Source organism: Achromobacter sp. 10T422 (assembly GCF_056394065.1).
Genome location: NZ_JBFTHD010000002.1, coordinates 163,184 through 189,991, shown reverse-complemented (window position 1 = coordinate 189,991; position 26,808 = coordinate 163,184). Strand labels below are relative to the sequence as shown.

At 64.0% G+C, this 26,808-nt stretch carries 18 protein-coding genes; 7 read left to right on the top strand and 11 right to left on the bottom strand.

What is annotated here, in order from left to right; all coding sequences use genetic code 11:
- Positions 1-20: 20 nt before the first annotated feature.
- From ligA to smc, 3 genes are read right to left on the bottom strand one after another with little or no spacing between them, the layout of a single operon-like run.
- Positions 21-2,123 (bottom strand): NAD-dependent DNA ligase LigA, encoded by a 2,103-nt coding sequence (gene ligA, locus AC1DB0_RS05000; protein WP_454668410.1) that lies wholly within the window; start codon positions 2,121-2,123, stop codon positions 21-23.
- Entirely contained in the window at positions 2,123-3,205 is a 1,083-nt protein-coding gene (locus AC1DB0_RS04995; RefSeq protein WP_054424117.1) for a cell division protein ZipA C-terminal FtsZ-binding domain-containing protein, read from the bottom strand. Before AC1DB0_RS04995 ends, ligA begins: the two co-directional genes overlap by 1 nt.
- A gap of 46 nt (positions 3,206-3,251) precedes the next feature.
- A complete protein-coding gene (gene smc / locus AC1DB0_RS04990; protein WP_054424118.1) occupies positions 3,252-6,785 on the bottom strand; it encodes a chromosome segregation protein SMC in 3,534 nt (1,177 codons plus the stop codon).
- Between the two features lie 264 nt (positions 6,786-7,049).
- Between smc and lplT the strand changes: the two genes are divergently transcribed.
- Entirely contained in the window at positions 7,050-8,363 is a 1,314-nt protein-coding gene (gene lplT / locus AC1DB0_RS04985) for a lysophospholipid transporter LplT (RefSeq protein WP_054424120.1), read from the top strand.
- A gap of 109 nt (positions 8,364-8,472) precedes the next feature.
- On the opposite strand, the gene AC1DB0_RS04980 is transcribed toward lplT, so the two are convergent.
- Together AC1DB0_RS04980 and tsaB are read right to left on the bottom strand one after the other, a co-directional pair.
- On the bottom strand, positions 8,473-9,573 hold the full coding sequence (locus AC1DB0_RS04980; protein ID WP_476757714.1) for a uracil-DNA glycosylase: 1,101 nt from the start codon (positions 9,571-9,573) through the stop codon (positions 8,473-8,475).
- Entirely contained in the window at positions 9,570-10,838 is a 1,269-nt protein-coding gene (tsaB, locus tag AC1DB0_RS04975) for a tRNA (adenosine(37)-N6)-threonylcarbamoyltransferase complex dimerization subunit type 1 TsaB (protein WP_175169591.1), read from the bottom strand. The genes AC1DB0_RS04980 and tsaB overlap by 4 nt, the downstream gene beginning before the upstream one ends.
- Positions 10,839-10,969: 131 nt before the next feature.
- Here tsaB and risA point away from each other — a divergent pair, with 131 nt between their 5' ends.
- The 4 genes from risA to AC1DB0_RS04955 all read left to right on the top strand — a co-directional run bounded on the left by risA (position 10,970) and on the right by AC1DB0_RS04955 (position 14,334).
- Complete coding sequence (gene risA / locus AC1DB0_RS04970) at positions 10,970-11,704, top strand: response regulator transcription factor RisA (protein WP_003813882.1); 735 nt, start codon at positions 10,970-10,972, stop codon at positions 11,702-11,704.
- 34 nt (positions 11,705-11,738) lie between these two features.
- On the top strand, positions 11,739-13,133 hold the full coding sequence (risS, locus tag AC1DB0_RS04965) for a sensor histidine kinase RisS (protein ID WP_054424126.1): 1,395 nt from the start codon (positions 11,739-11,741) through the stop codon (positions 13,131-13,133).
- A 59-nt stretch (positions 13,134-13,192) separates the two neighbouring features.
- Entirely contained in the window at positions 13,193-13,741 is a 549-nt protein-coding gene (locus tag AC1DB0_RS04960; protein WP_006217982.1) for a peroxiredoxin, read from the top strand.
- A gap of 74 nt (positions 13,742-13,815) precedes the next feature.
- Positions 13,816-14,334, top strand: coding sequence for a carboxymuconolactone decarboxylase family protein (locus AC1DB0_RS04955; protein WP_006223770.1), 519 nt, complete (start codon positions 13,816-13,818; stop codon positions 14,332-14,334).
- Positions 14,335-14,440: 106 nt separating this feature from the next.
- On the opposite strand, the gene AC1DB0_RS04950 is transcribed toward AC1DB0_RS04955, so the two are convergent.
- The 3 genes from AC1DB0_RS04950 to ispD form a co-directional block, all read right to left on the bottom strand.
- Positions 14,441-16,585, bottom strand: coding sequence for a DUF4344 domain-containing metallopeptidase (locus tag AC1DB0_RS04950; RefSeq protein WP_476757715.1), 2,145 nt, complete (start codon positions 16,583-16,585; stop codon positions 14,441-14,443).
- 138 nt (positions 16,586-16,723) lie between these two features.
- Entirely contained in the window at positions 16,724-17,209 is a 486-nt protein-coding gene (gene ispF, locus AC1DB0_RS04945) for a 2-C-methyl-D-erythritol 2,4-cyclodiphosphate synthase (protein ID WP_342066161.1), read from the bottom strand.
- Positions 17,206-17,889, bottom strand: coding sequence for a 2-C-methyl-D-erythritol 4-phosphate cytidylyltransferase (ispD, locus tag AC1DB0_RS04940; protein ID WP_054424136.1), 684 nt, complete (start codon positions 17,887-17,889; stop codon positions 17,206-17,208). The genes ispF and ispD overlap by 4 nt, the downstream gene beginning before the upstream one ends.
- Positions 17,890-17,936: 47 nt before the next feature.
- On the opposite strand from ispD, the gene mfd reads away from it, so the two are divergent.
- Both mfd and serB read left to right on the top strand, forming a co-directional pair.
- On the top strand, positions 17,937-21,401 hold the full coding sequence (mfd, locus tag AC1DB0_RS04935; RefSeq protein ID WP_476757716.1) for a transcription-repair coupling factor: 3,465 nt from the start codon (positions 17,937-17,939) through the stop codon (positions 21,399-21,401).
- Positions 21,402-21,424: 23 nt separating this feature from the next.
- Positions 21,425-22,282: a phosphoserine phosphatase SerB gene (serB, locus tag AC1DB0_RS04930; RefSeq protein WP_054424138.1), complete on the top strand. Its 858-nt coding sequence runs from the start codon at positions 21,425-21,427 to the stop codon at positions 22,280-22,282.
- 72 nt (positions 22,283-22,354) lie between these two features.
- Here the strand turns inward: serB and AC1DB0_RS04925 are convergent, their stop codons facing one another.
- The 3 genes from AC1DB0_RS04925 to nuoN form a co-directional block, all read right to left on the bottom strand.
- A complete protein-coding gene (locus AC1DB0_RS04925; protein WP_476757717.1) occupies positions 22,355-24,631 on the bottom strand; it encodes a TonB-dependent receptor in 2,277 nt (758 codons plus the stop codon).
- 346 nt (positions 24,632-24,977) lie between these two features.
- The gene (locus AC1DB0_RS04920; RefSeq protein ID WP_054424143.1) at positions 24,978-25,307 is read right to left on the bottom strand and encodes a DUF2818 family protein; all 330 of its coding nucleotides are present in this window, start codon (positions 25,305-25,307) and stop codon (positions 24,978-24,980) included.
- 13 nt (positions 25,308-25,320) lie between these two features.
- Complete coding sequence (gene nuoN / locus AC1DB0_RS04915) at positions 25,321-26,805, bottom strand: NADH-quinone oxidoreductase subunit NuoN (RefSeq protein WP_054424145.1); 1,485 nt, start codon at positions 26,803-26,805, stop codon at positions 25,321-25,323.
- Between the last annotated feature and the right edge of the window lie 3 nt (positions 26,806-26,808).

The following is a 26,808-nucleotide window of genomic DNA, read 5'->3' as shown; positions in this document are numbered from 1 at the left end:
CTTCCGTTGACCCACCCCGGCTACGACATGCCCAGCAGTTCCTTCAATGCATCTTCGTCCAACACGGTCACGCCCAGTTCCTGCGCCTTGGTGAGCTTGCTGCCCGCCTCAGTGCCTGCCACCAGATAGGCTGTCTTCTTGGACACCGAACCGCTGACTTTGCCGCCCGCCGCCTGGATGTGCATGGACGCTTCTTCGCGCGTCCAGTTGGGCAGCGTGCCAGTCAGCACAAAGGTCTTGCCCGCCAGCGTCGTGTCTTGCGGCGCAGCCTCGGCAACGGGATTCACGCCTTGCGCCTTCAACTGCTCGATCACGTCGCGGTTGTGCTGTTCGGCAAAGAAGCGGCGGATGGATGCGGCCACAACCGGCCCCACGTCTGGCACCGACGACAAGGCCTCTTCGTCGGCATCCATGATGGCGTCAATGCTGCCGAAATGCCGCGCCACGTCGCGCGCTGTGGTTTCGCCCACATGACGAATGCCCAGCGCGAACAGCAGGCGGTTCAGACCGGGTTCGCGCGCCTTGTCGATAGCGGCCACCAGGTTGTCGGCAGATTTCTGGCCCATGCGGTCCAGCCCCACCAGCTCCAGCGGACGCAGGCTGTACAGGTCAGCCAGCGTTTTCACACGGCCGCTGTCGACCAATTGGTCCACCAGCTTTTCGCCCAGCCCTTCGATGTCCAGCGCCTTGCGGCTGGCGGCGTGCCACAGCGTCTGCTTGCGCTGCGCGCCGCAGAACAGGCCGCCGGTGCAACGGGCGATGGTTTCGTCTTCCAGCCGTTCGATGGCCGACCCGCAGACCGGGCAGGCCGTGGGCATGACGAATTCCTGCGCGTCGTCGGGCCGCTTTTCCAGCACCGGCCCCAGCACTTCGGGAATCACGTCGCCCGCACGGCGCACGATGACCGTATCGCCCTTGCGTACATCCTTGCGGCGGATCTCGTCTTCGTTGTGTAGCGTAGCGTTGGTGACGGTGACGCCGCCCACGAACACGGGCTTCAGCCGCGCGACCGGGGTGATGGCGCCCGTGCGGCCCACCTGCACTTCAATATCCAACAGGGTCGTGGTGGCTTCTTCGGCGGCGAACTTGTGCGCCAGCGCGAAGCGCGGAGCGCGCGCCACAAAGCCCAACACCTTCTGGGCGGGCAGCGAATCCACTTTGTAGACCACGCCGTCGATGTCGTAAGGCAAGGACGCACGCAGCGCGCCGACCTTGGCGTAGAAGGCCATCAGGCCTTCAGCGCCCGTCGCGCGATGGTTATGCATCAGGTTGACCGGCAAGCCCAGCTCATGCAGCCAGGCCAGCATCGCGCCGTGCGACTTCTCGGGCAACTGCGACGCTTGCCCCGCGCCTGCCGAGGCTTCGTCGAAGAGACCGTTCTGCGTGCCAGGCAGGCCCTGCACCTCGCCCCAACCGTAGGCGAAGAATCGCAACGGCCGCTTGGCGGTGATGCGGGGATCAAGCTGGCGCAAGCTGCCGGCCGCGGCGTTGCGCGGATTGACGAAGACTTTCTCGTCGCGCTTGGCCTGGGCCACGTTCAGCTTTTCGAAGTCGGCGCGGTTCATCAGCACTTCGCCGCGCACTTCCAGCACCTTGGGGGCTGCGCCCTTCAGCTGCAGCGGAATCGCCTTGATCGTGCGGATGTTGGACGTAACGTCTTCGCCCGTCTGGCCGTCGCCGCGGGTGGCGGCCTGCACCAGACGGCCATCCTCATAGCGCAGGCTGATCGCCAGCCCGTCCAGCTTCAGCTCACAGAAGTAATCGGCTTGCTGCGCCGGACCCAACATGCCTGCGCCGCGCAGCGTATCCGTCACGCGGCGGTCGAAGGCCGCAACTTCTTCTTCGTCGAACGCGTTATTCAGCGACAGCATCGGCACGGCGTGACGCACGCTGCCGAAGGCGGACACAGGCGCCGCGCCCACGCGTTGCGTGGGCGATTCGGGCGTAACCAGTTCAGGGTGCTCGGCCTCAAGGGCTTCAAGCTGGCGCATCAGGCCGTCGTACTCGGCATCCGAGACCGACGGCTCGTCGTAGACGTAATAGCGGACGTTGTGCTGCTCAAGTTCGGCCCGCAGGCGCGCTGCGGTTTGGGCCGGACTTTCCGCTTCGGACTTGCTGCTCATTAAGCAAACACCCGTTGAGCACGCTCGCTTCCGGCGGGCAGGCCCGCTTGCTCGAGCTGTTCGAACAGCACTTGCAGCCGTTCGTCGATGACCGTTTCCGACCCATCGGCCAGCGGCTTGCCCTGGTCATCGACCAGTTCAGCGCGCAAGCGCGAGGCCAGGTCGCGGCCCACATCGACCATGCGGCCAAAGGCGCGGGTGTCGGCGGGTGCGCACGGCACATCCAGCAGCAGGTACAGGCGCTCAACGCCGCCCATGCCCGCGTCGAACGCGGCGCCGTCGGCGCGCGACAAGGTGAAGCGGGTGACGCCATTTTCAGCAGGCCAGGCCAGGCGGTTGCCATCAGACACGAAGCCGGAATCGCGGGCAACGGCCAGCACTTCGGCGGCGGGTTGGGCCGCGCCCAGCATCAAGGTCAGGCCAACCTGGGTATCCAGCGCGGCGCAGGTGTCGTCCAGGCGGGCGCCCTGCTCCAGCACAGCTTGCTGGTCCGGGCCTTCGATGGTGGCGTCGAAGCGTTCGGCCATGTCTTGGGCGCGCGCCCAGGCCTGCGACCATTCGATGGCGGTCAGCGGGCCGCTGCGGTTGGCCAGCAACACGGCCAATTGCATGGACGCATACGACTCGCCGGCATGCACGCGCGCACGATGGCGGCGCTGGTCAGTTTCGGCGAAGACGCGCATGGGCTTGCGGCCCACGTGGCGCAGGCTTTGCATGTAGGGCAGCAGATCCGCGCCCCGCACGGGTTCGGCGAAATTGATTTCGATGACCACTTCGCAAGCGGGATCGGGTTCTTCGGCGTCGTCGGCGTCGCTGCCCGGATCAACCGGGGCGGGCTGGCCGGGCGCGCGCGGCGCGTCGCCACCCATGCCGGGTTCGCGACGGGTCGTGGCCGTGGCGGCCGCTGCCGCCGTACCGGCCGCAGCGCCTGCGCCAGCACCCAGCAACGGATCTTGTTCAGAGGTGGGGAAATGGCTCTGCATCTTGCGCCGGACGCGCCGATCCTGCCACCAGTTGAATCCCAGCACCAGCAGTATCAGCAAGACGCCCAGGGCGATCAGCCCAATCTGCAAATCACTCATGTGTAAATCCCGCGCCGGGGGGCGGCGCCATTCTAAATATTGGGGGTTATGCCGCTTCGGAGGCCATCATTTGCACGGCCGAATCTATGTCTACCGCAACGATACGCGAAACCCCTTGCTCTTGCATGGTTACACCAATCAGTTGCTTGGCCATCTGCATGGCGATCTTGTTATGCGAAATGAACAAGAATTGGGTTTGCTCGCTCATGTTGGCGACCAGGTTGGCGTAGCGTTCGGTGTTGGCGTCGTCCAGCGGCGCGTCCACTTCGTCCAGCAAGCAGAACGGCGCCGGATTCAGTTTGAACAGCGCGAACACCAGCGCAGTCGCGGTCAGCGCTTTTTCGCCGCCGGACAAGAGGTGAATCGTGCTGTTGCGCTTGCCGGGTGGCTGAGCCATCACCTGCACGCCCGCGTCGAGAATTTCTTCGCCGGTCATGCTGAGCTTGGCCTCGCCCCCGCCAAAGAGCTTGGGGAAGAGTTCGCCGAAGTGGCCGTTCACGACGTTGAACGTCTCTTGCAGCAGCTCGCGGGTTTCGCGGTCGATCTTGCGGATGGCGTCTTCCAGGGTCTCGATGGCGGTCATCAAGTCTTGGTTTTGCGAATCCAGGAAGCCCTTGCGTTCGCGCGACGTGTTCAATTCGTCCAGCGCCGCCAGGTTGACCGAACCCAGCGATTCGATCTGGCGTGAGATACGCCCCACTTCCTGCTGCAACCAGCTGGCGCGGCGCCATTCGTCGGGCTGATTGGCCAAATATTGAGCCAGCGCTTCGCGGTCGACTTCACGCGCGTTCAGCTGTTCGGTGAACTGCTCTTCGGCCAGACGGGCCGCCTGTTCCTGCAACTGCAATTCCATGATGCGCGCACGGCGCGGTTCCAGCGTCTGCTCTTGCTGCTGCCGGTCTTCGTCGGCGCCGCGCAGCAAGGCGGCCAGATTTTCCATTTCCTGGCGCGCGCGCGACAACGCTTCCTCGCGCTCGGCGCGCGCTTCCAGCGCATCTTGCAGGCCGGCCTGGGAAGCGGACGCATCCAGTTCAACCAGGTCGCCCATCAGTTGTTCGAGTTCGACCGAGCCGCGCTGGCTCTGGTCGGCGGCCAATTGCTGATTACGCTGCAAGTCGGTGATGCGGACCTGGATGCCGCGCTCGGCAAATTCTGCTTCCTGCGCGGCGCGCTCCAGTTCACGCAGACGCGTGCGGGCGGCTTCGGCCTGGGCGGCCAGCGTTTCGCCGTCGATTTCGGCGTCGGCAAAACGGGATTGATGTTCGGCCAGTTCTTCGTCCAGCGTCTCGAAGCGGGCTTCGGCCTCTTCGCGTGTGGCGCGCAGGTCTTCTTCCTGAACCTTGATTTCTTCCAAGTCCTGGCGCAAGCGCGACGCGCGTTCGCCGGATTGCTCGGCTTGCTGTTGCAGCCGCGAGTGCTCCAGCTGGATGTCGTGCACCCGGCGCGTGACTTCGGCCACGCGCGTGCGCGCCGGGGCGATGGCCTGGGACACTTGCTGCCAGGCGGCTTCGGCACGGGCAACGGCGGCGCGCGCCTGATCGGCGATCAGTTGCTGCGCCTTGATCTCGCGTTGCAGGTTTTCGATTTCCTGCTGGCGCGCCAGCAGGCCGGCTTGTTCGGAATCAGGCGCGTAGAAACGCACGCTGTGCGCGTCGATCAGGTGGCCGGCCTTGACCACGCAGGCGCTGCCGGCGGGCAAGGTTGCGCGCATGGCCAGGGCCTGCGTCACATCGGTGGCGGTGTAAATACCCGCCAGCCAGTCATTCAGCAACGTGCGCAGGTCAGGGTCGGTGATGCGCAGCAAGCTGGCCAGCGGCGTCAGGCCGGCCGGCGCGGGCGGCGTCGGGGCCGCCACGGGCAATTGGTAGAACGCCAGCCGGGCGGGCGGCGCGTCTTCAGCGAAGGCGCGGGCCCAGTCCAGGTTGCGCACTTCCATCGACGCCATGCGTTCGCGCAGCGCGGATTCCAGGGCGGTTTCCCAGCCCGGCTCAACATGCAGCTTCTGCCACAGGCGCGACAGCCCGGCGAGCTCGTGCTTGGCCAGCCAGGGTTCCAGCGCCCCCTGCTTCTGCACGTCTTCCTGCAACTTCACCAGCGCGGACAGACGGGCTTCCAGACGCGCCAGATTCTGGGCGTCGGTCTGGGCGGCGGCCTGGGCGCGGCTGCGCTCGGCATCCGCTTCCGGCACACGGCCTTCCAGCGTGGCCAGTTCTTCCTGGGCTTCTTCCAACTGGTCTTCGCCGGCCAGGCGGTCGCCGGCCAGTTGCTCCAGGCGGACGGGGTCCGGGGCGTGCAATTCGCGCAGTTCCTGCTGCAAGCGCTCGCGGCGCTGCTCCAGGACCTGCATTTGGCGATCGGCGTCGCGCTGGGTCTGTGCAACCAGCGCCAGGTTCTGTTCGACGCGGGCCAGGGCGGCGCGCATCTCGTCGCGCCCGGACGCGGCTTCGCGCACGCGCTGCTCGACCGAGGGCAAGCCCGCCTGCGCGTCTTCCGCCGTGGCGCGCGCTTCTTCCGTGCGGGCGGCGGCGGCGGCCAGGTCGTCTTCGGCCTGGGCGATCTGTTCGGTGCAGTGCTCGCGCTGGCTGGTCCATTCCGCGATCTGCTGCTGAAGCTGGTCGCGGCGGGACTGCAAGCGGTTGCGCGAATCCACCACATGGCGGATTTCGGCTTCCAGGCGGCTGACCTGGGCGTTGGCTTCGTACAGCGCGCCTTGCGCAGTGTGGACGGCGTCGCTGGCCGCATAGTGAGCCTGGCGCCGGGATTCCAGCGCGGCCTCGCCTGCCCGCAGGCCGGCAATGGCGGATTCGAGCTCGTTTTGGGCCTGGGCCATTTCCTGGGCTTTCTTGGCGCGCTCTTCGCGCGCCCCGGTTTCCTTCAGGAACCACAGGGAATGCTGCTTCTTTTCGCCGTCGGCTTGCAATTCGCGATAGCGCGTGGCCACTTCGGCCTGCGCCTCAAGCTTTTCCAGCTGGCTGTTCAGCTCGCGCAGAATGTCTTCCACGCGGGTCAGGTTTTCGCGCGTGTCGGACAGCCGGTTTTCGGTCTCGCGGCGGCGTTCTTTGTAGCGCGACACCCCAGCCGCTTCTTCCAAAAACACCCGCAGTTCTTCAGGGCGCGCCTCGATCAGGCGGTTGATCATGCCCTGCCCGATGATGGCGTACCCACGTGCGCCCAGGCCAGTGCCCAGGAAGATGTCGTGGATGTCGCGGCGGCGGACTTGCTGGTTATTGACGAAGTAGCTGCTGGTGCCGTCGCGGGTCAACACGCGGCGCACGGCGATTTCGGCGTAGGTGCTCCATTGGCCGGCAGCGCGCCCTTCGCTGTTGTCGAACACCATTTCCACCGAGGCCCGCGCCGCAGGCTTGCGGTTGCCGGAGCCGTTGAAAATGACGTCCTGCATGGACTCGCCGCGCAGTTCCGAGGCCTTGGCCTCGCCAAGCACCCAGCGCACGGCGTCAATGATGTTCGATTTCCCGCAGCCATTGGGACCCACCACGCCCACCAATTGGCTGGGCACGGGGATCACGGTGGGATCAACGAAGGACTTGAAGCCGGCGAGTTTTAGCTGAGTGAGACGCACAGTACGATGACGACGGGGTGGGTTGAACGAAAGGCGTTAACGGACCTGCCGCATAGATTGCAAACCGGCCCATCAAGGGCCGGCTCACATATGGGTCGTATGATACCGCAGGCAGTCTGTCCCTAAACGTCAGCAACGGTCAACCCGCGGGCAAACGCGCAATGGTGCCGTTCCAGCCACCGGCTATACTCCCTGACACTTTTTGGCACGACACATAATTTTCACGCGGACTGGCCGGGCTCAGGCCAAAGAACGGGGACATTCTTGAAACGTGGTTTCTATCTGGTCATGGCCGCGCAGGCCTTCTCGTCATTGGCGGACAATGCGCTGTTCATCGCAGCCATCGCCTTGATACAGGAGCTGCACGGCCCTGACTGGCTGGCGCCCATGATGAAATGGTCGTTCGCACTGGCCTACGTGGTCCTGGCGGCCTTTGTTGGCGCCCTGGCCGACTCCTTCCCCAAGGGCCGCGTGATGTTCTCCACCAACGCCCTGAAAGTCGCCGGCTGCCTGCTGATGTTCTCGTACGCCAGCATCGGCGTCGCCCCCGAATACCAAACCTATCTGGTGTGCGCGGCCTACGCGGTCGTCGGCATCGGCGCGGCCGCCTATTCGCCCGCCAAGTACGGCATCGTCACCGAGATGCTGCCCCCGCACATGCTGGTCAAGGGCAATAGTTGGATCGAAGGCCTGACGGTTTTCTCCATCATTCTGGGCACGGTGCTGGGCGGGCTGCTTATTTCGTCGTCGGTGTCCACCGCGCTGCTCAGCCATTCGTTCATCGGCAACCTGGTGCACACGCCCGCCGAAGCGGCCATTCTGGTGATCGCCTTCGTCTACCTGCTGGCGGCCCTGTGCAATCTGATGATTCCGCGCACCCACGTGCGCTATCCGCCGCAGCAAAAGAACCCGGTGCGCCTGATCCGCACGTTCTGGGGCTACGTTCGCGTGCTGTGGAAAGACAAGCTGGGCCAGATATCGCTGGCCGTCACCACGCTCTTCTGGGGCGCGGGCGCCACGCTGCAACTGATCGTGATCGAATGGGGCCGCAGCCACCTGGGCTATCAGCTGGACAAGGCGTCGATGCTGATGGGCGTGGCGGCCTTGGGCACGGTCGTGGGGTCGATCCTGGCGGGCCGGATTCCGCTGCGCCGCGCCCTGGCCGTGCTGCCGGTGGGCGCCGCCATGGGGCTGGTCGTGCTGCTGATGCCGTTGGTGTACTCGCCGTGGAGCGTCTACCTGCTGCTGCTGCTCACCGGCGGCCTGGCGGGCTTCTTCGTGGTGCCCATGAACGCGCTGCTGCAGCATCGCGGCCACGTGCTGCTGTCGGCGGGCCATTCGATTGCCGTCCAGAACTTCAACGAACAGTTGAACATCCTGCTGATGGTGGCGATGTACACGCTGCTGCTCTGGCTGCAACTGCCCATCAACATCATCATCGTGATCTTCGGCACCGTTGTCGCCGTGCTGATGGTGGTGTTCATGCGCTGGAGCAAGCGCAACTTGGAGGCCAACCCCGACCTGCACGACCAGATCGGCCAGGAAGGCCACGGCCGAGCGCTCGATTCATCACACTAAGCGCTTGATCTGCCAATAAAAAACCGGGCTCAGGGCCCGGTTTTTTATTGGCAGCTTTTTGGCGGTTCATGGGCGCCCATAGCGCTACCCATGACGGCCGCGACGGCGGTCAGACCATGCGCGAGGCCAGCTTCAGGTCTTGCCAGGCACGCGCCTTCTCGGACGGGCTGCGCAGCAGATACGCGGGGTGGTAGCTGACGATGACCGGGATTTCCCCGCCCTCGTCCGTCTTCAACGCGTGCACGCGGCCGCGCAGGCTGCCGATTGTGGCGTCCGTGCCCAGCAGCGTCTGCGCGGCGAACCGCCCCAGCACCAGGATGCGCTCAGGCTTGAGCAGCGCAATCTGCCGCATCAGGTACGGGCTGCACGAGGCGATTTCCTCGGGCTTGGGATTGCGGTTGCCCGGCGGACGGCATTTGATGACGTTGGTGATGAAAACGTCCGTATCGCGGCTCATCCCGACAGCGGCCAGCATCGCGTCCAGCAATTGACCGGAACGGCCCACGAACGGATGCCCCTGACGGTCTTCTTGCTCGCCAGGCGCTTCGCCCACGACCAGCCAACGGGTAGGGGTCGCCCCATGACCAAACACCGCGTGGCGGCGCCCCTGGCACAGCCCACAGGCCGTGCAGGCCACCACCTGCTCACGCAGTTCATCCAGATTGGCGTTCTTGACCGCTTCGGCAACCGGAATACGCGGCGCTTCGACGGCTTCTTCTTCGGCCGTCTTGGGCACGGGACGCGGCGGCGGCCCAGTGCGGTTCAGGATGGACGCGGGAATACCCGGCCGCCCATTGGCGCGTTCGCTGGTTCGTTCGGCGGGGCGGGGGGCGGGGGGTTGTGCCTGGGCCGCCTGGGCCACGATGGGCTCGGCTGCAACGCTCTGGACCGGCACAGCCTCCATTTCCGGCACTGCGGAAGCGGGGGCAAAACCGGGGGTGGAACCGGACGTAGAACCGTGCGTAGAAGTGGGAATAGAACCCGGAGTAGAACCGGGAGCCGAACCGGGAGTAGAACCCGGCGTAAAACCCGGCGTGGAACCCAGCCCTGTAGCCGGCAAAACCGGTTTGGAAACAAGCGCTTGCGGCGTACCGGCAGGCCGCGGCGCGGCTGGCGCCGGGCGCAGCCACAGGCGTTCCATGCCGATCTCGCGCAGCCATATTCGCTGCAGGGGATTGACGCGGGGCGCGGCGGCGTTCGGCAACGTCATGCCGCCACCTCTGTCACKGCGGCGAACCGCTTCTGCATCACCAACGCGTCTTCACGCGTGCCCTTCTCCGCCGGGTAATAGCCCCGGCGCACGCCAATTTGCAAATAGCCGTGCCGCTTGTAGAAGGCGACGGCCGATGTATTCGACGGCCGCACTTCCAGCAGCACGCCCTCAAGACCACGCTCGCGCGCCTGCTGCTCGCACCAGTCGAGCAGCACGCCGCCCAAGCCTTGGCGATGCAGCTCCTTGGCAACCGCGATCACCAACAGATGCGCGACGTCCGGGGCAAACATCAGGATGCAGAACCCCGCGACCTTGCCTTCGCGGCGCAGCACCCACGCCCCGTAACCGGTGGCCAGCGCATCCGCGAAATTGCCGCGTGTCCAGGGAAAGGCCTGCACATGAGCTTCCAGCGCCACGACCTCGTCCAGGTCCGACTCGGTGAGCACTTGCGGCGCCAGATTCAAGCCCGGCGCCAGCGACGGCTGGGCCTTCGGATTGCCCCCTTCTCCACGCATGCGCTCGGCGGTGGTGAAGGCGACTTTGTCTCGCACGTAGAGCGGCGCGGCCTGCTCCGGCGGCAGGGCTTCGCCTCGCAGCCAACCTTGGCGCGCCAGACGGGCCACGCTTGCGGCTTCGGGGCGCAGCACATCCGAGGCGCGCCGCCATAAATCGGGAAATTCCATCTCGGCAGCGTAGGCGTCCCAGGCGTCTCCCGCCAGCACCGGCTGCAATGGCCGGCCGGCTTGCGCCGACCAGTTCGCCAGGTGATGCGCGGTCCAGGGCACGACCTCTGCTGCGGCAATCAGCAAGGGCGGCTGCAAGACCTCCCAGGCGGGCTCGCCTTCGGTGGCGGCCGTTTGCCGATAAACGGCCAGATAGACCTCGTTCATGCGGGCGTCCAACGCCACGACAATCGCGTCATCGGGGCTGGCCTCGGCCACCTGCGCAGCCACTGCCTGATGCGACACCACGGGCAAAACGGGTATACCTAAACCTAGCCCCATGCCCTGGGCAACGCCGCAGGCCACGCGCAGGCCCGTAAAGCCGCCCGGCCCCTGGCCAAACGCCACGGCATGCAGGGCGGCCGGAGCCAATCCAGACTCCGCCAACAACTCATTTGCCATCGGCAAGAGGCGTTCCGCATGCTCCTGAGACCCCTCGTGTTCGCGGGTACTGACCACCAGACGGCCATCGACCGCCCGCAAAAGGGCCACCCCACAACGGGACGAAGACGTTTCCAAAGCCAGCAGGTTTAGTTCCATAGATGCAGATTGTACGAAATACGGCGGCTCTGCCCCCGGTTGTAAGGGGGATTTCAACCATGGTTCGCAATGTGTAATATCTTGTGAACGCCCACTAGCCGCTGGTTCTTGTCACTGTTACATTTCCGGCCATGAATACGCAAAACACCACCCCCACCCGAAAAATCCTCGTCGTCGACGATGATCCGCGCTTGCGCGATTTGCTGCGCCGGTATTTGTCCGAGCAGGGATTCAACGTTTTCGTTGCCGAAGACGCCAAAGAGATGGGCAAACTCTGGCAACGCGAGCATTTTGATCTGCTTGTGCTGGATCTGATGCTGCCCGGCGAAGATGGCTTGTCCATCTGCCGCCGGCTGCGCGGTGGCCACGACAATACCCCCATCATCATGCTCACGGCCAAGGCGGAAGAAATCGACCGCATCGTGGGCCTGGAGATGGGCGCGGACGATTACCTGTCCAAACCCTTCAACCCCCGGGAACTGCTGGCACGGATCAACGCGATCCTGCGCCGCCGCGGTACCGAGGAACATCCTGGCGCTCCCAGCCAGGAAAACGAGTCCATCGCCTTCGGCCCGTACGTGCTGAACTTGTCCACCCGCACGCTCACGCGCAACGGTGAACAAGTGCCGATCACGACTGGTGAATTCTCGGTGCTCAAGGTATTTGCGCGCCATCCGAAGATTCCCCTGTCTCGCGACAAGCTCATGGAGCTGGCGCGTGGCCGCGAATACGAAGCTTTCGATCGCAGCCTCGACGTTCAGATCTCGCGCCTGCGCAAATTGATCGAACCCAATCCGTCCAAGCCCGTGTTCATCCAGACCGTTTGGGGTCTCGGATACGTGTTTGTGCCGGACGGTGGTAGCTGATCGGCTCGCCCGCCCCGGGCAGGAGCGCAGCCTCGTGCCCCGCTTGCGCAGAACCTTCAGGAACTTGACTTCACGTTTGCGGCTCGGCTTGTTCGGCCGCACGTTCCTGTTGCTCGCCGCGCTGATGCTGGTGAGCCTGGGGGCGTGGCTACAAGTCTTCTTCAGCATGGAGCTGGGGCCGCGCGCCAATCAAATGGCGCAGCGGGTGATCACGGCCGTCAATATCACACGCACGGCGCTGATCTACTCGCATAACGGCGAACGCAGCAAGCTCCTGCTGGACCTGGCCACCAACGAAGGCATCCAGGTCTACCCGCGCGAAGTCACCGACTTTGCCGAAGCCCTCCCCGACGACGACTACTGGCAACGCGTTGCCCAGCACATCCGCACGCGCTTCGGCCCGGAAACTCAAATTGCCTGGGGCGTGAATCAGGTGCCTGGGTTCTGGGTCAGCTTCCAGATTGAAAAAGATCTGTATTGGCTGGTGTTCGAGCGCGAGCAGATCGGGTTGACGGGCGGGATCGAATGGCTGGGATGGGGCGCGACCGCGTTGCTGCTTTCCCTTGTCGGTGCGGCGGTCAGCGTGGGCTTCGTGAACCGGCCCTTGTCGCGGCTGGCGCGCGCGGCGCAAGTGCTTTCGCGCGGCGAAACGCCGGCGGCGCTGCCCGAACAAGGCCCGCTTGAAATCCGCGACCTGAACGCCTCCTTCAACCGGATGGCCAAAGATCTGCGGCAAGCCGAGGCCGACCGGGAGCTCATGCTGGCGGGGATCTCACACGACTTGCGAACTCCGCTTGCACGAATGCGGTTGGAAATCGAACTCAGCGGCGTGTCGGAAGACGCCCGCCAGGCCATCGACGAAGACCTTGGCCAGATCGACCACAGCATCGGGCAACTGATGGAGTACGCGCGCCCGGCGGGCACGTTGCCGCAGTTGGCAACCGATATTTCCGCCGTCCTGGCCGAGCTCTACGAACGCGAACGCAGCCACACGGCGTCGCTGGGCGGCGAGCTCGACGCGTCTCTGGAACCGGGCCTGCGTGCGCGCATCACGGCGCTGGACTTGAAGCGCGTGGTCAGCAACCTGATCGAGAACGCCCGCCGTTATGGCCGTTCCAGCGATGGCATGGCGCATTTGGTCATGACACTGCAAGCTGAGGGCGCGATGATCGTGATCGAGGTTTCCGACCGCGGCCCCGGCATCGCCCCCGAAGATGTGGATCGCCTGCTGCGGCCCTTCTCGCGTGGCGAGGCGGCTCGCACTGGCGTCAGCGGCGCGGGCCTGGGTCTGGCCATCGTCGAACGCCTGCTCAAGCACGTGGGCGGCGCGCTGCGGATGCTGCCTCGGGAAGGCGGCGGACTGACCGCGCGGATAGAGTTACCCAAAGCCAAGTTTAGGAATTATCAATTAGACAACGATAATCCATAGCGTAGAATTTATGGTTTAAGGCACTGCCTTATCTCCACCAACAACTACTGGGAGTAAACATGAAAACTGTTGGCGACAAACTCGAGCCTTTCAAGGTCACCGGCGTAAAGCCCGGCTTCAACCAGCACGAAGAAAATGGCGTGTCGGCGTTTGAAGACATCACCGAAAGCTCGTTCCCCGGCAAGTGGAAGGTGATCTACTTCTACCCGAAAGACTTCACGTTTGTGTGCCCGACCGAAATCGTCGGCTTCAACAAGCTGGCCAAGGATTTCGAAGACCGCGACGCTGTCCTGCTGGGCGGCTCCACCGACAACGAATTCGTCAAGCTGGCATGGCGCCGTGAGCACCCGGACCTGAACAAGCTGGGTCACTACCAATTCGGCGACACCACCGGTGCCCTGATCGACCAACTGGGCGTCCGTGAAAAGGGTGCTGGCGTTGCTCTGCGCGCCACGTTCATCGTTGATCCGGACAACACGATCCAGCACGTTTCGGTGAACAACCTGAACGTCGGCCGTAACCCGGAAGAAGTTCTGCGTCTGCTCGACGGTCTGCAAACCGATGAGCTGTGCCCGTGCAACCGTACGGTTGGCGGCGCTACGCTGTAATTTCCAGCCCGGCCAAGGGTCTGCTTGCAGGCCCGGCGCTGGGCTTTAATTGCTCTAGATTATAGGTAAAAACTATGGAATTTCTTACGACCATTAAGGAACAGCTACCGGATTGGGCCAAGGACATCCGCCTGAATCTGGACGCCGTCATTGCCCGTTCGACGCTTGCGCCTGAAGACGCCGTCGGCGCCGCCCTGTCCGCCGCTTACGCCGCGCGCAGCCCGGTGCTGGTTGAAGCCTTCAAGAGTGGCCTGTCGGAAGGCGACGCGAATGCCGCGCTGACCGCCTCGGCGCTGATGGGCATGAACAACACCTGGTATCCCTACGTCGAAATGACGGGCGACGCCAACCTGAAAAGCCTGCCGGCCCAGCTGCGCATGAACGCCTACGCCACGCATGGCGGCGTAGAGAAAAAGCGCTTCGAACTGTTTGCGCTGGTGGCGTCCATCATCGGCAAGTGCCATTTCTGCGTGGCCTCGCACTATGAAAACCTGAAGAACGACGGCCTGTCGACCGAACAGCTGCGCGACGCTGGCCGTATCGCCGCCGTGGTCAACGCCGCCGCGCTGGCGCTGGCTGCCCAAGGCAAGTAAGCCGCCCAAGCTGCCTGCGAATAAAAAACCCGCCTGTGCAAACAGGCGGGTTTTTGTTTGGAAAGCGTTGGAGCAAGCGTTTGGCAAAACCGCCTGGAACCCGAGCTTAGTTCTTCTTCGCCATATCCGAGGTGGTCGGCAAGCCGTTCGAGACCCAGGCTTGAACACCGCCGCGATACCAATAGGCGGACCAGCCGAGCGAACCGGCGCGCAATGCCGCGTTGTAGGACGAACGGTCGTTCATGCCGGCGCCCACGAACACCACTGACGCACCGCGGTTATTGTTCGCTTTTTTCAACAGCCAGGAATCCAGCGCACTTTGCAGCTGATCCGTGACGCTGCCATCCGAGCCCGCATCCGGCAGCGGATAGGAAATAGGCAGCGTGTCAGCGAGTCCGCTGGTGTCTACGATCACCAGATTCTTGTCGTTCTTGATCATGCCAACCAGGTCGCCCGTGGTAACCAGCTTGGCGCGGAAAATCTGGTTCGGCGTCGGGCCCTTATACGGCGCGGCGAATAGCAGCGACGTAGGCGGCACGCCCATGTCTGCCAGCTCATCAATGGGGCTAGGCGGCATGCCCTGACCCGGCGACGACTGCCGGGGCTGCTGCTGGGGTTGCTGTTGGGGTTGCTGCTGCGGCGCGCGCCCGCCATCCTTGGCTGCCACTTCACCGCCCACCGTGCCCATTTCGATGTCGGAAATCATCACCGCAATGTTTTCGATCAGCTCATAGCACATGGTGATCGAGCCTTCGCGCGGGTTGTACCAGGCGTTGAGCTTGCCGCAGTCCTTGAACACCACGTTCACCGGCCGGGGCAGCACATAGGTTTGCCCAAGCAACTTGATGTTGTTGCTGATGGCTTCGGAAAGATTGTTCGCGAACAGATTGCCGATCTTGCGGGACGACCGCTCGAAGGTGACGTTGACCGGCGCACCGGGCGCATTGGCCGGCTGCTGCCCGTCGGGCGACCAGGTGCCGACACGGGTGTGCGGCGCCAGGATTCTGCGCCACGCACGGTTCTGCTTGTTGAATTCATCAGCGCAACGCGCCTTGGTGCGGTCTTCCAGCCCCACGTGCTTGGCCACCGATTCGAACACCGACGGGTTGCCGCCGTACATGATGCACAGCATGTTGCGAAAGCGCTTCAGGTCGCCCGTGTGCTCGTCTTGCCAGGCCGACGTTTCCGACGCGCCCCGGCTTTCCGCCACCTTGCCGCTGTAATACCACTGCAAGGCGGCGTAGGTCGCGGCATCGCGCGCCATGGTGTTCACGTCTTTGTCGTTCGACGGGTACATCGTCGGCTCAACGATCTGCAGCGCCGCGTAGATATCGACCGCGTCTTCTTCGGCGCCGGTCGACGGCAGTTCCAGTTCGCCGATCAGCGCATGGCCGAATTCATGCATGAAAATGCTGCGCATGATGCCGATGTACACCGACACGATACGCAGCGTATCGCCGCCAAACCGGGGGTATGGACCTGCACCCGGCAAGCCCGAGTTGTCGGAGCTGGCGGGTGCGGGTGCGGGCTTGGTCTGCGGCGCGCTGGCGCCACCACCACTGCCACCACGTGGAGGCAAGCCGGCAGGCGCCGGCGCCGTGGCGCCACTGCGCGGGGGCAAGCCGCTGCCTTGCTGCGCGGGCGCGCCTTGGCGGGGAGCCAGGTCGGTATTGATCGAAAAATCCGCAATCCCGAACGTGCCGACGTCGTAGGCCATGATGCCGATGTCGCCGCCCACCGCGGACGAATCCGTGACGTCGCCAATGATCTTGCCGTTCACGATGAAGCGGGCCGCGCCCGGCAATTCGACCACCTTGATGCGGTCCGAGCCATCCAGCTTCGCCAGATTGGGAACCGTTGCGATATCGCGACGGTTCTGGCCTTCAAGACAGAACAGAATCGTGCTCTTGTCCGCCGTAATCTCGATCAGGCACAGGCTTTTCTTCGCGCGATTATTCAGCGCCACGCCAATCGACGCCTTCGGGTTCTGCGAATTGACGACCACATTCACGTCGGTCACGCGGCCCTGTTCAGGCGCGGGTCCCACAGAAAGATAAAGCGTTTGTTCACTCCCGGCAGTGGCCGGATTGCGCAACGTGAACCAGCCATCCTGCACGGCGGCGGTCCAGCCTTGCAGCATCTGCTGTCTGACGGCGCCTGCCAGGGGTCCCAGCTGTTGTTCAAACTCAGCGTGCGCGGGCGACGCCGCAGCAACAAGGACCGAAAACAGGGCGACGCCACGTAAACGCATCTGAATTTCTCTATGTAGGCAGATTGAGGTGCGCAGAATATTCCAGATCAATCCGACCCGCTTATTTATTTGTTAAAGATGTATAGCAAAGTAAATGCAATGGAATTTCATTGCATTAGCGTCGGAACGTGGTCAGGTTTACGTGCGAGCCAGTAGCGCTACGACCGTGGCCGCAATGCCTTCCTTGCGGCCCAGATACCCCAAGCCTTCGTTCGTCTTGGCCTTGATGTTGATCTCGGTCTCTGCCAAGCCGAGGTCAGCGGCGATGTTCGCCACCATGGCCGGCGCATGCGGGCCGATCTTGGGCGCTTGCGCGTGAATCGTGGCGTCGATGTTCACCGGCGTCCAACCTGCCTTGCGCACGCGCGCCATGGCTTCGCGCAGCAGCACGCGGCTGTCGGCGCCCTTGAAGGCCGGGTCCGTATCCGGGAAATGGCGGCCGATATCACCCAGCCCTGCGGCGCCCAACAGGGCGTCGGTGATCGCATGCAGCAGCACGTCCGCGTCGGAATGCCCCAGCAAGCCATGCGTGTGGGGAATCGTGACGCCGCCGATAATCAGCGGGCGGCCTTCGACCAAGGCGTGTACGTCAAAGCCCTGCCCGACGCGAAAAGGAATGCTCATAACCATTTTTCCATCAGTTCGAAATCATCCGGCCACGTCACCTTGAAATTGCGCAAGGCGCCGGGAACCAGCAATGGCGCATACCCGGCCGCTTCCAGGGCCGAGGCCTCGTCAGTGACGGTCACGCCATTTACGGAGGCCGCCGTCAGCGCATCGCGCAGCACGCCGGCCCGAAACATCTGCGGCGTTTGCGCCAGCCACAAGCCATTGCGATCCAGCGTGCGCTCGACCCGGTCGTGGCCGCCTTTGACGGTGTCGGCAACCGGCAGCGCCAGCAAGCCGCCCACGGGGTCCGCCAGGCAGGCGTCGATCAGGCGGCGCAGCGCGGCCGCGGGCAAACCGGGGCGCGCCGCATCATGGACCAGCACCCAAACGTCATCCGCCACGCCGCTGTCGGCCAAGGCGCCTTCGACGGTATCCGCGCGAGTCGCCCCGCCGCAGGCCCGCCACACCGTGCGCGGCAGGCCGGCCAGCGCCGCATCCACCCAGCCGTCGCCCGGCGTCACGGCCACGCGCACCTGGGAAACACGGTCGTCGGCCAGCAACGCCTGTACCGCGTGGCGCAACATGGGCTGTCCGGCCAATGGACGATATTGTTTCGGCACGGGCTCCGCGCCGGGATGGCTGGCGCGGGCGCCGACGCCCGCCGCGGGAACGATTGCAATGATTGAGTCAGACATGGTGCGGTGATTTTATAATCTTCCGCTTGATGCCTGCTTCCACCCTGATGCCCACCCTCACTTCTCCTATCACCGCCGCGCCGCCGGTCCCCGCGACCGCCCCGACTCTGTCCGCGCTGAAACCCGGCGCGCGCTATGCGCAACCCCGTCCGCCGGGCTCGGGAGACGCTTGGCTGCTGGCGGATCTGGCCAGGCAGGCGTCCGCGCCGCTGGTCATCCTGACGGCCGAACCGCTCGAGGCCCAGCGCCTGGCAGAAGAAATTCAGCTATTCGCCCCGGACCTGCGTGTGCGCCAGCTGCCTGACTGGGAAACGCTGCCCTACGACGCGTTCTCGCCGCACCAGGACTTGATCTCGGAGCGTCTGCACACGCTGCATTCGCTGATGATGAAGACGGTGGACGTGCTGACGGTGCCGATCACCACCGCGCTCTACCGGCTGGCGCCGCCTTCGTTCCTGGCGGCCTACACGTTTTCGTTCAAGCAAAAAGACAAGCTGAATGAAGCCGCCCTGCGCGCGCAGCTGACGCTGGCCAACTACAACCACGTCACGCAGGTGACCGCGCCCGGCGAATTCTGCCTGCGCGGCGGGCTGATCGACCTGTTCCCGATGGGCTCGGTCGTGCCCTACCGGCTGGACCTGTTCGACGACGAGATCGAAACCATCCGCAGCTTTGACGTGGACACGCAGCGCAGCCTGTACCCGGTGCGCGAAGTCCAGTTGCTGCCGGGCCGCGAATTCCCGATGGACGAGGACTCGCGCACGCGCTTTCGCGCGCGTTTCCGTGAAATCTTCGAAGGCGACCCCTCGCGCGCCCTGCCCTATAAAGACATCGGCAACGGCATCCCGTTTGCTGGCGTCGAGTACTACCTGCCGCTCTTCTTTGAAGAGACGGCGACCTTGTTTGACTATCTGACGGCGGGCACGGTCACCGTCACGGTTGGCGACATCGACGACGCCATCCAGCGCTTCAATCAGGACACGACCAGCCGCTACAGCTTCCTGAAGAGCGACCGCGAACGCCCCGTGCTGCCCCCGTCCGCCCTATTCCTGGACAGCGAAACGCTCTACACCCGGCTCAAGGAATTCCGCCGCCTGTCGCTGTCGGCAGGCGAGCCGCATCCTGATTTCCGCGCCGTGCCGGACGTCAGCATCGCGCGCCGTTCCGACGACCCGATCGCCAAGCTGCGCGCGCTGGTGCAAACGCGCCAGACCCGCGTGCTGCTTTGCGCGGACTCCGCCGGCCGCCGCGAAACCCTGGTGCAGATGCTGAATGAATATGGCGTCACGCCGGATGCGCAGCCGGACACCATCGAAGCGTTCCTCGCGTCGGATGCCAATTTCGGCATCGTCGCCGCGCCGCTGACGACCGGCTTCGGGCTGCCCCAGGCCAACCTGGCCTTCCTGACCGAAAACGACTTGTACCCGGGCCTGGCCACCACCGGCCGGCGCGGCAAGCGCGACCAGGAACGCGCGAGCAACGTCGAGGCCATGGTGCGCGACCTGTCCGAACTGCGCGCGGGCGACCCCGTCGTCCATGCGCAGCACGGCATCGGCCGCTATCACGGCCTGGTCAACATGGACATGGGCGAAGGCGAGATGGAGTTTCTTCATCTTGAATACGCCAACGGCAGCACGCTGTATGTGCCGGTGTCGCAGCTGCACGTGATCGCCCGCTACAGCGGCGCCGATCCGGAAGCCGCGCCGCTGCACCAGCTGGGTTCCGGCCAATGGGACAAGGCCCGCCGCAAGGCCGCCAAACAGGTGCGTGACACCGCCGCCGAACTCTTGGCCTTGTATGCGCAACGCGCCGCGCGTGAAGGTTTTGCCTTCAATCTGCCGCTGAACGACTACCAGGCGTTTGCCGAAGGCTTCGGCTTTGAAGAAACGGCCGACCAGGCCGCCGCCATTGAAGCCGTGCTTGCCGACATGACCTCCGGCCGTCCGATGGACCGCCTGGTCTGCGGCGATGTGGGTTTCGGCAAAACCGAAGTCGCGCTGCGCGCCGCCTTCCTGGCGGTGGCCAACGGCAAACAGGTCGCCCTGCTCTGCCCTACTACGCTGCTGGCCGAACAACACGCCCAGACCTTCTCCGACCGCTTCGCCGACTGGCCCGTGCGAGTCGTGGAGCTGTCGCGCTTCCGTTCGGCCAAGGAAGTCGCCGCCGCCATCGAAGGCATCAATGACGGCCGCGTGGATATTGTCATCGGCACGCACAAGATTCTGTCCAAAGATGTGAAATTCAAACGTCTGGGACTGGTCATCATCGACGAAGAACACCGCTTCGGCGTGCGCCAGAAGGAAGCGCTGAAGTCGCTGCGCGCCGAGGTCGACGTGCTGACGCTGACCGCCACGCCCATTCCACGCACGCTGGGCATGTCGCTGGAAGGCATACGCGACTTCTCCGTGATCGCCACTGCGCCGCAGAAGCGCCTGGCCATCAAAACCTTCGTGCGCCGCGAAGACGGCAGCACGCTGCGCGAAGCCCTGCTGCGCGAACTCAAGCGCGGCGGGCAGTGCTACTTCCTGCACAACGAAGTCGAGACCATCCACAACCGTCGCGCGCGGCTGGAAGAGCTGGTGCCCGAAGCCCGCATCGCGGTCGCTCACGGCCAGATGCCCGAGCGCGAGCTGGAACAGGTGATGAAGGGCTTCTATCAGCAGCGCTATAACGTGCTGCTGTGCACCACCATCATCGAGACGGGCATTGACGTGCCCAGCGCCAACACGATCGTGATCCACCGCGCCGACCGCTTCGGGCTGGCGCAGCTGCACCAGCTGCGCGGCCGCGTCGGGCGTTCGCACCACCAGGCCTACGCCTACCTGCTGACGCCGGGCGAAGACGCCATCACCACCAACGCGAAGAAGCGCCTGGAAGCGATTCAGGCCATGGAGGAACTGGGTTCCGGTTTCTACCTGGCCATGCACGACCTGGAAATTCGCGGCACGGGTGAAGTGCTGGGCGATTCGCAGTCGGGCAACATCCAGGAAGTGGGTTTCTCGATGTACAACGAGATGCTCAACGAAGCGGTGCGCGCGCTGCGCGCCGGCGAAGAACCCGACCTGGACGCGCCTTTCAACCTGGCCTGCGAAGTCAATCTGCACGCGCCCGCGCTGCTGCCGTCGGACTATTGCGCCGACGTGCATGCGCGCCTGGGTATCTACAAACGCCTGGCCCACGCCGCCGACGAAGATGATCTGATCCACATCCAGGAAGAACTGATCGACCGCTTCGGCAAGCTGCCCGAAGCCGCGCAGACACTGCTGACCACGCACCGCCTGCGCCTGGCCGCCCAGCCGCTGGGCATCGTGAAGATCGACGCCAGCGAAACGCAGGCCTTGATGCAGTTCGGGGCAAAGACCTCGGTCGACCCGGCCAAGATCATCGAACTCGTGCAGCGCCAGCGCAACATCAAACTGGCCGGACAGGATAAATTGCGGGTTGAGATCAAGGCGGCGCAAATTCCCGCCCGCGCTGACGCCGTGCGCGCCGTGCTGCGCGCTCTGAAGTAATCCAAGCCACTCTTCTACTGCTTATGACTACCCATCACCTTGTCGTTCAATCTCCCGGCCTGCGCATCGAACAGGCCGAGCAGCTGGCCGCGCTGGCTCAGGCCCAGGGCGTGGCGCGCATCAGCAACACCGCCGCGCGCCTGCTCGACGTGCAGCACGACGCCTTGACGCAAGCCGAAGTCGTGGCCTGGGCCAACAACAATGGCGTCGACGTGGCCTTCGTGCCCGCCGGCCTGAAGCTGTCTGACTGCAAGGTCCTGGCGATGGACATGGATTCCACGCTGATCAACATCGAGTGCATCGATGAAATCGCGGGCGTGGTGGGCGTCAAAGACAAAGTGTCCGAGATCACCGAAGCCGCCATGCGCGGCGAAATCAAAGACTTCGCCGAAAGCCTGCGCCGCCGCGTGGCCCTGCTCAAGGGCGTCCCGGCCGAAGCGCTGGAACAGGTCTATGTGGAAAAGCTGCGCCTGAACCCCGGCGCAGAACGTTTGATCAGCACGGCCCAGGCCGCCGGCATCAAGGTGCTGCTGGTCTCCGGCGGCTTCACCTTCTTCACGGACCGTCTGCGCGAACGCCTGAATCTGGACAGCGCGCACGCCAACACGCTGGAAATCGACAACGGCCTGTTGACCGGCAACGTCGTCGGCGACATTCTCGACGCGCAAGCCAAGGCGGTCTACCTACGAGAATTCGCCCGCACGCACGGCGCCACGAAGGAACAGATCATCGCCATGGGCGACGGCGCAAACGACTTGCTGATGCTGGGCGCCGCGGGCTTCCCGGTGGCGTATCACGCCAAGCCGCTGGTACGGGAACAGACACGTTTCGCGCTGAACGTGACGGGCTTGGACGGCGTGCTGAACTGGTTCGAAAGCTGATCTGCCGATCGCGTTTCCCGCGAGCAAAAAAAAGCCACCTTGCTCAGGTGGCTTTTTCATTCCCGCTTCAGATCAATACCGGACCTTCAGCGACAGCAATGCCGCGCGTCCGGTGCCCAGCGCCGCGTAGTGCGCGGCGTAGGCCTTCGTGTAGTACGTTTCGTCGAACAGGTTCAGCACGTTCAACTGTGCCGAGAAGTGGTCGTTGAATTCGTAGGCCGCCATGGCGTCAAAGCGCCAGTACGACGGCACCCAGCGCGCCTTGGGCGTACCGTCGGCGTTTTTCGTGGCGTCTGAATTGCCGTACACCTTGTCGACGTAGTAAGCGCCGCCGCCCACCGTCAGCTTGGGCAGCACCTTGTAGGTGGTCCACAGGCTGAAGGCGTTACGCGGGGTATTGGGCAGGTCCTGGCCGACGGCGCCGCTGTTGTAGGCGCCCTTGGTCATTTCGCTGTCCATGAAGGTGTAGCCGCCGAACACGTTCCACTTGGGCGTGATGCTGCCCGAGAAGCCCAGTTCGATGCCGCGCACCTTGGCCTCGCCCACTTGCGCCACTTCGGTGGCGGACACGGCCACGCTGGTGTTCTTGCGCGTGTCGTGGAACGCTGCGGCGGACAGCGTCAGCCGGTCTTCGAAGACCTGCCACTTGGTGCCCACTTCCACCGTGCGGCTCTTTTCAGGCGCAAGCGACGAGGTGGACAGCGATGTCGCGTCGCTGATCGCGCCTGCGGCGATGGCCGACGGCGTGGACGACGTGCCGTAGGTAGCGTAGATCGTGCCATTGGGCAGCGGCTTGTAGGCCAGGCCCAACTGGTAGTTGAACAGGCTGTCTTCGCGGCTGGTGCTGTAGAACGAGGGCGTGCCTGCCGGATCGCTGCGGCCAGCGGCGATGTTGCTGCCGCTGGTGCGATAGTTGTCCCAACGGGCGCCAACGCTGGCTTGCCATTGTTCGTTGAACTTGATGGTGTCAAAGCCGTAGACCGCCACCGTGTCGGTGTTGTAGCGCGCCGGGTTGTTATTGCGTTGCAGGGTGCCGGGGTAGTCGGTGCCGGGGTCCGGGTTCCACAACGAGGCGCACAACGCCGGGTTGGCGTAGGTGTTGCGGCCATTCGTCGTGGCGGTCACGCAATTGCTGCCGCCCGAGGGCACGCCGGTTTCGGTGTAGCCGTCTTTGTTCTGCTTGATGTTGCTGTATTCGAAGCCCAGATCGAACGTGTGCTTCAGGCTGCCGGTGTCGAACTCGCCCGTCAGATCGGTCTGATTCGCGAAGCTCTTGGTCACGTAGTAGCCCGACTTCAACGCGCGGTACACCAGGCCGTTGGCCACGTTGCCCTTGCTATCGTCCGGGTTGGTCGCGGCGAAGTCCGTCGTGCCACGGCCGTAGCGGGTCACGTTGCGCAGTTGCAGCTTGTCTGAGAAGTCGTGCTGGAAGTCGACGGTGGCAACATCATCACGCGTCTTCATGAAGTCGCGGCCCGTCAGGCCGTAGAACGTCTTGCGGCTGACGCCCATCGTTTCCGTCACCGGCTGGCCCGTCTTCAGGTCATACGGGATGGAGTAATCCGGCATGCTGTCGTCTTGGTAGTGGTAGTAGCTGAGCGTGATGCGGGTCGGCGTACCCACGCCCAGCATCAACGACGGCGCCACGCCCCAACGTTCAAAATCCACGGCGTTGTCGCGGCCAGCCACATCACCCTTGTTGCCCATGACGTTCAAGCGGAATGCCGCCTTTTCGTCCAGGCGCCAGTTGCTGTCGATCGTGGCGCGGTAGTTGTTGTCCGTACCGATCTGCGCGGTGGCTTCGGTGAAGTCCGTCGCCTTGGGCGTCTTGCTGATCATATTGATGCTGCCGCCCGCGCCGCCGCGGCCGGCATAGACCGAATCCGGCCCCTTGATCACTTCCACCTGCTCAAGGTTGAAGGTGTCGCGCACTTGCGTGCTGGAGTCGCGAATGCCGTCCAGGAACAAGCTGCCCGCCGAGTTCTGGCCACGAATGATCGGCAAGTCGCCGCCCGGGCGGCCGCCTTCGCCCGCACCGAACGTAATGCCCGGCGAGTTACGCAGCACGTCCTGCAAAGTCGATGCCGCCTGATCCTGGATCACCTGCTTAGGCACCACCTGCACGGTGCGCGGCGTATCCAACAGCGGCGCCGTCATCTTCGGCGACGGAACGGTCGTGGTCTGGTAGGCCGAGCCTTCGCCTTCCACGCGAACCGGCGACAGTTGCGTCACGCCGGCGTCAGCGGTTTGGGCGGCAGCGTAGGGGCTGATGAACAGAGCGGGCGCGGCGATGGCAGCGGCCAGCGAGGTAGTGAGCGTATTCAGGGAATACGAATCTTGGGGCTTCAAACCAGCTTCTCCAGAACGTAAATAGCAACGATTCTTGTTTTTTTACCGGTTGCGATTTTGATCCTGGCCGCTGAATGAAACCTGAATGAAAGCAATCAACGCGTTGAAAAGATGAAAAAACAACACTTGATCGGCGACGATCGTTATATATAGCGGCTTATGTCGATATTTAATGGTGCCGGATACATTGCCACCCGGGGTCGCGCCTTCGTTAATGCAGCCAATCAGGGACGCCTCGGAAAGCCACTTGAATCCCCCGCTACGCAGGGCGAGGTCCGGCGCATCACTTTCCACGGCCCAAAAAGAAAAACGCCCCAGACGGGGCGTTTGACGCGTTGGCGGGCCTTCAGGCGCGCAAGCGTGGGTGGCGTTTGAACAGATAGCGGTACACAAAGCCGGGATACGCCAACACCAGGAACAAGCTCAAGGTGATGGCGTAGAACTCCCAGGTCTGGGAAAAGCGATTTCCCAGCGTGGATTCAAACGCAAAGCCCAGCGCGCCAACGATGGCGTAGAACACCAGCACTTCAACCAGACGCATCCAGAACGGTTTGACCGCTTCCGCCCCGCCCTGCTTCCAGGGCAATACGGCGAACACCCGCTCCGTCAGGAACGGGAGGTTTGCGCTGACCAAAGCCAGCGCAATCAACAGCCATACCGCCAGCGTCTGGTTCATGGCTGTGTTCCGCTTACAGGCTCAGCGACGAACGAATCGCCTGTACGCACAGTGCCATCAAGCCACCGGGCAACAGGCCCAGCACCAGCATCATGGCGCCGTTGATCGACAGCAGGCCGCGTTGACCGCAGGTGGCGACGATCGGGGCGGCATTGGCAGCCGGCTCGTCGAAGTACACGACCTTGACGACACGCAGGTAGTAGAACGCGCCGATCAGCGAGAACAGCACTGCCACCACGGCCAGCGTCACGTGGCCCGCGCTGATCAGCGCTTGCAACACGGCCAGCTTGGCGTAGAAGCCCACCAGCGGCGGAATGCCGGCCAGCGAGAACATCAGCAGCAGCACGATGGCGGCATGCCACGGGCTGCGGCGGTTCAGGCCCTTCAGGTCGTCGATGTGCTCGCACTCGAAACCTTGGCGCGACAGCAGCAGGATGATGCCGAAGCTTGCCAGCGTGGTCAGCACGTAGGTCAGCATGTAGAACAGCGACGCGCCATAGGCGGCGGACGACAGTTCCGGCTTGCCCGCGACCGAACCCGACATCAGGCCCAAGAGCACGAAGCCCATGTGCGAGATGGTCGAGTAAGCCAGCATGCGCTTGAAGTTGGTTTGCGCGATGGCGGTCAGGTTACCGATGGCCAACGACAGCACGGCCAGGATCATCAGCATCGGCTGCCAGTCGGCGGCCAGACCATGCAGGCCGTCCACCAGCAGACGCAGCGTGATGGCGAAGGCCGCCAGCTTGGGCGCACCGCCCAGGATCAGCGTGACCGCAGTCGGCGACCCCTGGTAGACGTCCGGCACCCACATGTGGAACGGCACGGCGCCCAGCTTGAACGCCAGGCCCGACACCAGGAACACGATGCCGAACACCAGCGCCATCTTCTCGGCCTTGCCAGCGGCGATGACCTTAGACACTTCAGCCAGGTCCAGGTGACCCGTAGCGCCGTAAACCATCGACATGCCGTACAGCAGGAAGCCCGACGCCAACGCGCCCAGCACGAAGTACTTCATGGCGGCTTCGGTGGCGACGACGTCATCACGGCGCAATGCGATCAGCGCGTACAGCGCCAGCGACATCAGTTCCAGGCCCAGGTAGATGGAGATCAGGTTCCCGGAGGAAATCATGACCATCTGGCCCAGCAGCGCGAACAGCGTCAGGACGTAGAGTTCGCCGCCCTTGAGCATGTCACGGACTTGCGCATAAACGCGGCCGTAAACGAGCGTGGCGCCCACCGCGATGTAGGAGGCGATCTTCAGCAGGTGCGACAGTTCGTCGGTGACGTACAGGCCGTTGAAGGTCGCGCCCGCAACGCCGTTCTTCCATTGCACGGCCGACACGACGGTCAGCACGCCCAACACCAGCATGGTCAGCAGGAACGTCGGCTTGCGCTCGGGGTGATTGCTGACCGCGTCGACGAGCAGGATAGCCAGGCCGGAAACCAGCAGAAGGATTTCCGGTGTCGCCAGGGCGAAATCGATTTGGGATTGCATCATTGT